Origin of the sequence: Buchnera aphidicola (Cinara piceae), assembly GCF_900699035.1 — a bacterium.
GTDB classification, from domain to species: Bacteria; Pseudomonadota; Gammaproteobacteria; order Enterobacterales; family Enterobacteriaceae; genus Buchnera_F; species Buchnera_F aphidicola_AV.
Genome location: NZ_LR217739.1, coordinates 424,638 through 434,997, shown reverse-complemented (window position 1 = coordinate 434,997; position 10,360 = coordinate 424,638). Strand labels below are relative to the sequence as shown.

Here is a 10,360-nt window from a genome sequence, read left to right as displayed (position 1 = left end):
ATATATATATATATATAAATATATATATAAAAAAATAAAAAAAATTGAAAAAATAAATTATTCATGATAATATAAAAAAATAAATTTAAACATTTCTTTGATACAAAAAATAAAGATTATTAATATATGAAATATATGAATTTTTTTATACAGTATAAAAAATATTTTTTTTTAGTATTATTTTTTTTAATTTTATCATTATCAATCTGTACAATTGTAATGTATAAAAAAAATAAAAAAAATATATTAAATCAAAATATAGAAGAATTCAAAAAAATAGTAGATAATTTTAAAAAAAAAAATTTATATTCTTTCGAATATAAGAAGAATTTTTTTAAAAAAAATAAAAATATATATGGAACTCTAATTGGTATTAATTTAGCAAAGCAATTATTTATTAAAAAGAAATATATGGAATCAATTTCTATATTGAAAGAAATTTTATTGTATACACAAGAAGAAAATTTAAGATATTTAATAAAACTTAATTTAGTAAAAATTTATATTAAACAAAAAAATTTTTCTTTAGCTTTGAAAATAATTAATAATATTCATGATGAATATTGGAATAATTTATTTCAAAAAAATAAAAAAAATATTCCTGTTTATAAAGAGAAAATTATTTTATGATTCCAACTATTGTTTTAATAGGTCGATCTAATGTAGGAAAATCTAGTTTATTTAATTTATTAATTAAATCTAATTCTTCGCTAATAAGTAATAAAAAACAAACTACTCGTGATCGAAATTATGGATTTTTTAAAATAAAACAACAGGAATTTTATATTATAGATACTTCTGGAATTGATTATTTTAAAAAAAAAGAAAAGAAAAATTTTATAAAAATAGAATCATATAATCAGACCAAAATTGCAATAAAAGAATCAGATTTTATAATTTTTATTGTAGATGCATATGAAGGAATTACAGAATTAGATTTTTATATTTTAAAAAAAATAAGAAGAAAAAATAAATTTATAATATTAGTAATCAATAAAATTGATAAAGTTCATAAAGAAGAACAAATAATTGATTTTTATAATTTTGGTATAAAAAAAATTTGTAAAATTTCTGTTGTACACAAAAAAGGAATTTCTCATTTATTAAACGTAATATATAATGTATCAAAGCAATTAACAAAGGAAGATAAAATAAAAAATTTTTTATGTAATACACTTGATTATTTTATAAAAGTAAAAATTTGTTTGATTGGTAAACCCAATGTAGGTAAATCTTCAATTATTAATAATTTAATAAATGATTATAGAATAATTACTAGTTCTATTCCTGGGACTACAAGAGATGCAATTACAGTTTCATTAAAAGGTAAAAATATTGAATATATTTTTACTGATACTGCCGGTATCAGAAAAAGAAATAAAAGAAAAACATTATTAGAGAAACTATCTGAAAAAAAATCTATTAATATGATTAAAAAAAATAATATATCCATAATTATTATAGATGTGAATATAGGCATTCAAGATCAAGATTTATCTATAATTAATATGGTTGTAAAATCGAGATGTTTTTTTTTTATTGTATTAAATAAATGGGATTTAATATCAAAAGGAAAAAAAAATGAAATAAAAAAAAATATAAATTATCAATTACGATTTATAAAAAATATTAAAATTATATATATATCTGCTTTATTTCGACAAGGATTAAAAAAGATTATTAATCAAATTAATATTATTTATCAAGAATCTTTAAAAGTCTTTAGTTCTTCATTTTTAACAAATATAATAAATAAAGCTGTTATTCAACATCCTTTATCTATGGGTGTAACAGGAAAAGCAATACGATTAAAATATGCACATTTAGGAAAAAAAAATCCATTATTTATTATAATTCATGGCACACAAACGAAATATATATCCAGAACATATAAAAAATATTTAATGCATTTCTTACAAAGAGAATTACAAATCCCGAATACACCCATTCAATTATTTTTTAAAGATAGCGTAAACCCTTATATTAAAACAATTAATTAGTTTTTGTATAAAAAATAATTTATAATATTTTTTTTATTCATTTACATAATTAACATTATATATTGGAATTTCAACTTCAATATCTTCTTTTCCTAGTTTCGCTTGACATCCTAAACGACTATATTTTTCTAACCCCCATGCCTTATCTAATAAATCTTCTTCTTTCTCTTTGCATTTTGATAATGACGAAAAACCCTTTCTAATTATACAGTGACATGTACAACATGCGCATGATTTTTCACAAGCGTGTTCCATTTTAATATTATTCGATAAAGCAATATCTAGAATTGTTTCCCCTGTTTTACCCTTAACAGATAAACCTTGAGGTAGAATAAATTTCTGTGGATAAAATACTATTTTAGGCATAAATTTTTCCAAAAAAATGAAATATTAGTAGAGTATATTTTTTTTTAAAAAAAATATATTTTTATAAAAAAAATACTCGTATATTAAAAAAAATATATTTTATAGTATTAATTATATTAAATATTTATATTAATTATATTATTATTTTGATAAATTGTATCAATTTTAATACTATGTTTAATATTTAATTTTTCTTCTTTAACAATTACTGAAAGTAAACCATCTGAATCTATACGAAATATTACTATTATTTTTATTTTACCTGCTTTTTTTAATGGCAACCCTTGAATTTTGAATTTTGATAATAATTTACAATTTTTAACATATTTTTTTTCTCCCTGAAAAATATTAATACAAAATCCTGTTTGATTATCTTGACCTGTTGTAAAAATTTTAACAACTTCAGTAGGAATTTTAGTATTTTTTAGGATCATTTTTTCCATAATTCCACCTAAAAGTTCAATACCTATAGAAATGGGAATGATATCTAATAACAATATAGATTGTTCTATTTTTTTATTTTTATAAAATAAAAAATTTGCATGTAAACCAGCTCCTTTAGCGACTACTTCTACTGGATTAATTAAAATTAATGGTTTAATTTTGAAAAATGAATAAATATTATTACGAATTAAGGGAATATATGTTGAACCGCCAACTAAAATTATATCATCTATATTAGATTTTTTAATTTTAGCATCGTATAAAGCGCATTTTAAAATGTGTAATGTTTTATTAACATGTTCATTAATTAATTTATTGAATTCTATAATTGAACAACTAAGCGTATAATTTAAAAATTTAATTGTTACTAATTTTTTTGTGCTTAGTTTTATTTTAATTTTTTCAGCAATAATCAGTAAATCTTTAAAAATTTTTTGATTTATTTTTAATTTATTTTTAATTTTTGAATATAAAAAATGAGCTAATAGATAATCAAAATCATCACCACCTAATTTTGGGTCACCATTAGTAGCAAGAACTTCAAATATTCCTCGTGATATTTTTAAAATTGATACGTCAAATGTTCCCCCTCCTAAATCATATATACATATAATTCCTTCTCTTTTTTTTTCTAAACCATATGCTATAGCAGCAGAAGTAGGTTCATTAATTAAACGCAATACTTTTAATTTAGTTAATTCTGCAGATTTTCTGATTATATTCTTTTGTATGTTATTAAAGTATGCAGGAACTGTAATGACGGCACCATAAATAGATGTTCGAAATTTTTTTTCTATTTTTTTCTTTATATACATGAAGAATTTTTTAATAATTGAAGAAACAGTTATTTCGCCGATATTAGTATTAAAAATTAATTCTTGTTTATTGTTTTCTGAAATATTATACGGGATATTTAAATTTTTTTTCTTTATATCAGAATATGATATTCCAATAAATCTTTTTATTGATGATATAGTGTTTTGTATATCAGTAGACAAAAATTTTTTTGCTTTCCATCCTATAGAAATTTTTTTATTACTAAAATGTATAATTGTTGGAAAAAATTTTTTTTTATTAAATTCTTTAATGATTTTAATTTTATTTTTTTTTACTGTAGATATTAAACAATAGGTAGTTCCAAAATCAATCCCTATAACAATTTTTTTTTTTTTTTCATTTTTTTTCCTTTTTTTTATATGTTATTTTTTTTAGTTTTTTTGTTTTTTTTAAAATTTTATAGATAAAGGATATATGAAAAAATGTTTTATTTGCAGAATTAATTTTTTTTTTTTTAATATTTTTATTAAATTTTTCAAAATAGAACGATAATTTATTTTTAATTTTTTTAATAAAAAAATTTATTTTTTTATATGCATTAGATTGATTTTTTATTGTTTGTATTTTTTCATATAATTCAAATTGTTCTAAAAGTATTTCTTGTTTATTAATGATTTTATTGTCTTTAATAGAATGTTTTTTTTTAGATATTTTTAATAAATGTTTTGCTCTAGTAAATTTGTTGTTTAATATATTAAATCCTTTATTAATTTTAATTGACATTGATAACTGGTTTTTTTTATCTGTAATATCTTTGTTAAACATATCTGGGTGATATTTTTTTTGTAGATCATAAAATTTATTAATTAATACTTTTTTATCTATTTGGAATTGTTGTGGTAGTTGAAATAAATTAAAATAATTCATTTGTATGCCTATAAAAATAGATTTTTTTTTAGAAAAAATATTTTTTTGTAAAAAATAAATTAAAAAATTTAAATATAAAACGATATAGTTTGACTATAACTAGTGCTGAATAAAAATACATTTAATTTCAGCACTATATTAATAGTATACTAATTTTTTATTTTTACTTATTTTATTTTTTTATATTTTTGATTATAATTAGCAATTGCTCCTTTAATAGCATCTTCCGCTAAAATAGAACAATGAATTTTTACAGGAGGTAATTCTAATTCTTTAGCAATGTCTGTATTTTTTATTTTTTTGGCTTCTTTTAAAGTTTTTCCTTTTACCCATTCAGTCATTAAAGAACTAGAGGCTATTGCTGATCCACATCCATATGTTTTAAAACAAGCATCTTCTATGATTCCATTATTATTTACTTTTATTTGTAATTTCATTACATCCCCACAAGCAGGAGCCCCAACTAAACTTGTTCCAATATTTTTTTCATTTTCTGAAAAAGAGCCAACGTTTCTTGGATTTTCATAATGATCTAATACTTTCTTACTATATGTCATAATTTTGGATTTCCTATATAAAAAGTATTAATTCCAAAGAATTTTATCCATATTGACGCCTGATTGAAACATTTCCCAGAGAGGAGAAAGTTTTCTTAATTTATGAATTGCTTTTTGAATAGCTATTATAGCATATTTAATTTCTTTAGATGTTGTAAAACGACCTATAGAAAATCTAATAGAGCTATGTGCTAATTCATCTTTTATTCCAATTGCTCGTAAAACATATGATGGTTCTAAACTTGCTGATGTACAAGCTGACCCTGAAGAAACTGCTAAATTTTTTAAAGCCATTAATAATGATTCACCTTCAATAAAATTAAAACTTATATTAATAATATGACTAGAAACATAGTCAAAATGACTATTTAAATAAATTTCTTCAACTTTGTATAAACCATTCCATAGCATATTACGTAAATATGTAGTGTGTAAAATATCTTTATTCATTTTTTTTCTTAATATCTTACAAGCTTCTCCAAACCCAACAATTTGATGAACTGGCAGTGTTCCAGATCGAAATCCTCTTTCATGTCCTCCACCGTGTATTTGAGGTGATAATCTTACACGTGGTTTTCTCCGGATATATAATGCACCTATTCCTTTCGGTCCATATATCTTGTGAGCAGAAAAAGATAGAAGATCAACATTGATTTCTTGTATATCTATTTTTATTTTTCCGACACTTTGTGTAGCGTCAACATGAAAAAATATTCCTTTTTTTTTACAAAAATTACTAATACTTTTAATATCTTGAATAGACCCAATTTCGTTATTAACATGCATAATTGAAATTAATATTGTATTTTTTTGAACTTTTTCTTTAATTTGAGAGATATTAATCACGCCATATTTATTAGGAGTTAAATATGTAACATGACATCCATTATGTTCTAAATATCGACAACAATCTAAGACAGATTTATGTTCTATTTTACTTGTAATAATATGTGTATTTTTTTTTTTATGAAATTCATAAATTCCTTTAATAGCTAAATTATTTGATTCTGTAGCACCGGAAGTAAAAATTATTTCCCGAGGATCTGAATTAATTAATTTAGCAATCTCATGTCTTGCAATATCTACTGATTCTTCAGCTTCCCAACCAAATTTATGTGATCTAGATGCTGCGTTTCCAAAAATATCATTTACTGAACAATATTTATTCATTTTTTCTTTTACTTTAGGATCTACTGGCGTCGTAGCTGCATAATCTAAATAAATAGGAAATTTCATTTTTATATAACCTTATTTAATTAAATATATATGATTGATTTTTTTTGTTGTAAATATCTATAAACCATTATATATTCTATTTCTTCGTTTGTATAAATAAATTATTTTAAAAATAAAAATTAAAAATATAATTAAATATTTTTTTTTAAACAATTTATTAAAATCATTTATTAGAAATTATACACAGTTGTGTTTTTTTTTCACTCATGTATAATAGTTTTTAATAAAATTTTTATATTTATATTTTTAATAATTTATATAGATTTTTTACTCTTTTAGGGGTGTAGTTCAATTTGGTAGAGCATCGGTCTCCAAAACCGAAAGTTGGGGGTTCAATTCCCTCCACCCCTGTATAAAAATAAACATATGCTTTATTTTCTTATCCTAATTTTTTTTCAACACATAAGTGATTTTATATATATCTTGCATATATTTTATTAATTGTTTTATATCTGTAGTAAATAAAAATTGTTAATAATTATAATAATTTATGTATAATTCAGATGTTATATAAATATATATTTATATAAAATTTTATCTAAATAAAAAATTTTTTACATTTTATATTACATGAGTAAATTCAATGCCAATATATCGTTCATCTACAACTATTAATGGAAGAAATATGGCTGGAGCAAGAGCATTATGGAGAGCAACAGGTGTTAAAGATGAGGATTTTGGAAAACCCATAATTGCAATTGTAAATTCTTTTACGGAATTTGTTCCTGGTCATATACATTTACGTAATTTAGGAAAATTAGTTTCTAAAGAAATTATTAAATATGGGGGTATTCCAAAGGAATTTAATACCATTGCTATTGATGATGGAATTGCTATGGGTCATTCTGGTATGTTATATTCATTACCATCACGAGAATTGATTGCAGACTCTATTGAATATATGATTAATGCGCATTGTGTAGATGCGATGGTGTGTATTTCTAATTGTGATAAAATTACACCCGGTATGTTATTAGCTGCATTACGATTAAATATTCCATCTATTTTTGTTTCCGGTGGACCGATGGAATCAGGTAAAATTATATTAAATAATAATATAATTAAAATTGATTTAGTAGATGCTATAGCTCATGGAGCTAATGAAAATACATCCAATAAAATTTTATCTAATATTGAACATTCAGCTTGTCCAACCTGCGGTTCTTGTTCTGGTATGTTTACTGCGAATTCAATGAATTGTTTAACGGAAGCTATAGGGCTTTCTTTACCCGGTAATGGAACGATATTAGCTACTCATGTTGATAGAAAGAAATTATTTTTAAAAGCCGGTAAAATTATTGTTAAAAATACAAAAGATTATTATGAAAATAACAATATTCAGTTACTTCCTAAGAGCATTTTTACAATATCAACTTTAAAAAATGCTATGATTTTAGATATTGCTATGGGCGGGTCTACAAACACAGTTCTTCACCTCCTTGCTTTGGCTTATGAAGCTAAAATTAATTTTAATATAACGGATATTGATTATTTATCTAGAAAAGTTCCACATTTATGTAAAATATCACCTAGTACATCATTATATCATATGGAAGATTTACATCGTGCAGGAGGAGTGTTTGGTATTTTATCCGAGTTAAGTAAAATTAATTTATTAGATACTTCAGTACACAATATACTTGGTTTGACATTAAAAGATACAATTAAAAAATATGATATCCATGGTAACAGAAATAAAAATAATTTTTCTTTTTATTCTTCAGGTCCAGGGGGAGTCAAAACTATTATTCCATTTTCACAATCATTTAGGTGGGATACATTAGATATAGATCGTATAAGTGGTTGTATTCGTTCTGAAAAATATGCGTATAGTAAAGATGGCGGATTAGCTATATTAACTGGTAATTTAGCAAAAAAAGGAAGTATCGTTAAGACCGCGGCTATTGATCAAAATAATATGATTTTTTCAGGTCCAGCTAGAGTATATGAAAGTCAGGATGATGCTGTATATGCTATTCTGCATAAAAAAATTAAACCAGGAGATATCATTGTTATTCGATATGAAGGACCTTGTGGTGGACCAGGAATGCAAGAAATGTTATATCCTACAACATATTTAAAATCAATCGGTTTAGATAAAAAGTGTGCTCTGATAACTGACGGTCGATTTTCAGGAGGTACATCAGGTATTTCTATTGGACATATTTCTCCTGAAGCTGCAAATAAAGGTTTAATTGCTTTAGTATATAATGGTGATTTAATTAGCATTAATATCCTTAAAAGAAGTATTACATTAAATGTTTCTTTGGAAGAAATAAAAAAACGAAGACATGAAGAAGAAAAAAGAGGAGACAAAGCATATACGCCAAAAAATCGTTTACGAAATATTTCGGATTCGTTAAAAATATATAGTATTTTTGCTACGAGTGCAGATAAAGGAGCAGTTAGAGATTTAAAAAAAATACACCTATAATTTTTAATATTATATAAATTTATTTTTAATATTTTAAATTATATGAAAACATATAATTAATTTCACATTACTTTCTTATATTAACTTATAATAAATAGGAATAAAAATATGAAAAATTTCTTCAATTCTCTTTCTTTTAGAGAACAATTAATTGAGTTAAAAACTGGTTTTTTAATGGATAAAAATGAATTTTTAAATTCTAAAAAAATATTGCAAGGTAAAAAAATTGTTATAGTAGGATGTGGGGCTCAAGGATTAAATCAAGGATTAAATTTAAGGGATTCTGGTTTTAATGTTTCTTTTGTGCTTCCCAAAAAATCTATAAAAAATAAATCATTTTCTTGGCAAAATGTTACTAAAGAAAATTTTCATGTAGATATATATGAAAATTTAATTCCTGATGCTGACTTAGTTATTAATTTAACTCCAGATAAACAACATACTAAAGTAGTAAAAAAATTACAGATGTTAATGAAAAAAGATTCTACTTTAGGATATTCTCATGGTTTTAATATTGTAGAAGAAGGAGAACAAATTCGTTCAGATATTACAGTCATTATGGTTGCCCCAAAATGCCCCGGAACTGAAGTACGAAAAGAATTTTTAATGGGTTTTGGTGTACCTACTTTAATTGCTGTTCATAAAAAAAATGATCCATATTTAAAAGGATTAAATATTGCTAAGTCATGGGCTTTTGGTTTAGGTTCACATAAAGCTGGAATTTTACAATCTTCTTTTATTGCAGAAGTTAAATCTGATTTAATGGGAGAACAAACAATTTTATGTGGGATGTTACAAGCATGTTCATTAGTATGTTATGAGCATCTTATAGAAAAAGGATATAGTTCCGATTATTCTGCTACATTATTACAATTTGGTTGGGAAAGATTAGCAGAATGCATGAAAGCCGGTGGAATAAAGTTATTATTATCTCGTTTATCAATTAGTTCTAGAATTCGTGTACATGAATTATCAGTACAATTAAAAAATTTATTAAAACCATTATTTTGTTTACATATGGATGATATTATTTCTGGTAATTTTTCTAAAAAAATGATATCTGATTGGCAATGCGGGGATAAACAATTAATAAAATGGAGAAAAAATTTAAGAAAATCCAGCTTTGAAAATGCTAGTTTATATGATAATAGAAAAATTTTAGATTATGAATATTTTGATAAATGTTCTTTAATGGTAGCAATGTTAAAAGCAGGTGTAGAATTATCTTTTGAAACTATGATTGATACAGGTATTACTCCTGAATCAGCTTATTATGAATCATTACATGAGTTACCATTGATAACAAATACTATTTCTAGAAAAAGATTATATGAAATGAATTTAGTTATATCAGATACAGCTGAATATGGTAGTTATTTATTTTCAGATCGAGCAATCCCTTTATTAAAGAAATTTTTAAAATCTCTTCGTAGTGATGACTTAGGAGAATCAATTAAAGATTCCTTTATTAGTAATGTTCAATTGTTAAAGTTAAATAATTTAATTAATAAACATCCTATTGAAAAAATTGGAGAAAAATTACGTTTATATATGAAAGATATGAGATCTTCAGTATATAATATTAAAAAATAATTTAGTTTATTTATGTATAAAATTAT

The 10,360-nt window shown here is 22.9% G+C and carries 9 protein-coding genes and 1 tRNA gene; 5 read left to right on the top strand and 5 right to left on the bottom strand.

The annotated features are described in order from the left end of the window. Nucleotides 1–126: 126 nt before the first annotated feature. Both BUCIPICE3303_RS02045 and der read left to right on the top strand, forming a co-directional pair. Nucleotides 127–630 (top strand): tetratricopeptide repeat protein, encoded by a 504-nt coding sequence (locus BUCIPICE3303_RS02045; protein WP_154049438.1) that lies wholly within the window; start codon nt 127–129, stop codon nt 628–630. Next, nucleotides 627–2,000 carry a ribosome biogenesis GTPase Der gene (gene der, locus BUCIPICE3303_RS02040; RefSeq protein WP_154049437.1) on the top strand — a complete coding sequence of 458 codons (1,374 nt, stop codon included), beginning with the start codon at nt 627–629 and terminating at the stop codon, nt 1,998–2,000. The genes BUCIPICE3303_RS02045 and der overlap by 4 nt, the downstream gene beginning before the upstream one ends. 33 nt (nt 2,001–2,033) lie before the next feature. Here the strand turns inward: der and fdx are convergent, their stop codons facing one another. The 5 genes from fdx to BUCIPICE3303_RS02015 form a co-directional block, all read right to left on the bottom strand. Next, nucleotides 2,034–2,366, bottom strand: a complete 333-nt coding sequence (gene fdx / locus BUCIPICE3303_RS02035) for an ISC system 2Fe-2S type ferredoxin (RefSeq protein WP_154049436.1) — start codon at nt 2,364–2,366, stop codon at nt 2,034–2,036. A 116-nt stretch (nt 2,367–2,482) separates the two neighbouring features. Next, nucleotides 2,483–3,931 carry an Hsp70 family protein gene (locus tag BUCIPICE3303_RS02030; RefSeq protein WP_232512975.1) on the bottom strand — a complete coding sequence of 483 codons (1,449 nt, stop codon included), beginning with the start codon at nt 3,929–3,931 and terminating at the stop codon, nt 2,483–2,485. A 52-nt stretch (nt 3,932–3,983) separates the two neighbouring features. Continuing rightward, complete coding sequence (gene hscB / locus BUCIPICE3303_RS02025; protein ID WP_154049434.1) at nt 3,984–4,514, bottom strand: Fe-S protein assembly co-chaperone HscB; 531 nt, start codon at nt 4,512–4,514, stop codon at nt 3,984–3,986. A gap of 167 nt (nt 4,515–4,681) precedes the next feature. Continuing rightward, nucleotides 4,682–5,071, bottom strand: coding sequence for a Fe-S cluster assembly scaffold IscU (gene iscU / locus BUCIPICE3303_RS02020; protein WP_154049433.1), 390 nt, complete (start codon nt 5,069–5,071; stop codon nt 4,682–4,684). A gap of 27 nt (nt 5,072–5,098) precedes the next feature. After that, nucleotides 5,099–6,307 (bottom strand): IscS subfamily cysteine desulfurase, encoded by a 1,209-nt coding sequence (locus tag BUCIPICE3303_RS02015; RefSeq protein ID WP_154049432.1) that lies wholly within the window; start codon nt 6,305–6,307, stop codon nt 5,099–5,101. A 277-nt stretch (nt 6,308–6,584) separates the two neighbouring features. Between BUCIPICE3303_RS02015 and BUCIPICE3303_RS02010 the strand changes: the two genes are divergently transcribed. The 3 genes from BUCIPICE3303_RS02010 to ilvC all read left to right on the top strand — a co-directional run bounded on the left by BUCIPICE3303_RS02010 (nt 6,585) and on the right by ilvC (nt 10,334). Further along, nucleotides 6,585–6,658: transfer RNA gene (locus BUCIPICE3303_RS02010), tRNA-Trp, on the top strand. A gap of 232 nt (nt 6,659–6,890) precedes the next feature. Beyond that, the gene (ilvD, locus tag BUCIPICE3303_RS02005) at nt 6,891–8,741 is read left to right on the top strand and encodes a dihydroxy-acid dehydratase (protein WP_154049431.1); all 1,851 of its coding nucleotides are present in this window, start codon (nt 6,891–6,893) and stop codon (nt 8,739–8,741) included. Nucleotides 8,742–8,849: 108 nt separating this feature from the next. Beyond that, complete coding sequence (gene ilvC, locus BUCIPICE3303_RS02000; protein ID WP_154049430.1) at nt 8,850–10,334, top strand: ketol-acid reductoisomerase; 1,485 nt, start codon at nt 8,850–8,852, stop codon at nt 10,332–10,334. Nucleotides 10,335–10,360 lie beyond the last annotated feature (26 nt).

Coding starts and splice junctions, on each gene's coding strand:
- iscU (WP_154049433.1), bottom strand. CDS start 5,071: ATGACATATAGTAAGAAAGTATTAGATCATTATGAAAATCCAAGAAAC.
- BUCIPICE3303_RS02045 (WP_154049438.1), top strand. CDS start 127: ATGAAATATATGAATTTTTTTATACAGTATAAAAAATATTTTTTTTTA.
- der (WP_154049437.1), top strand. CDS start 627: ATGATTCCAACTATTGTTTTAATAGGTCGATCTAATGTAGGAAAATCT.
- ilvC (WP_154049430.1), top strand. CDS start 8,850: ATGAAAAATTTCTTCAATTCTCTTTCTTTTAGAGAACAATTAATTGAG.
- ilvD (WP_154049431.1), top strand. CDS start 6,891: ATGCCAATATATCGTTCATCTACAACTATTAATGGAAGAAATATGGCT.
- fdx (WP_154049436.1), bottom strand. CDS start 2,366: ATGCCTAAAATAGTATTTTATCCACAGAAATTTATTCTACCTCAAGGT.
- hscB (WP_154049434.1), bottom strand. CDS start 4,514: ATGAATTATTTTAATTTATTTCAACTACCACAACAATTCCAAATAGAT.
- BUCIPICE3303_RS02015 (WP_154049432.1), bottom strand. CDS start 6,307: ATGAAATTTCCTATTTATTTAGATTATGCAGCTACGACGCCAGTAGAT.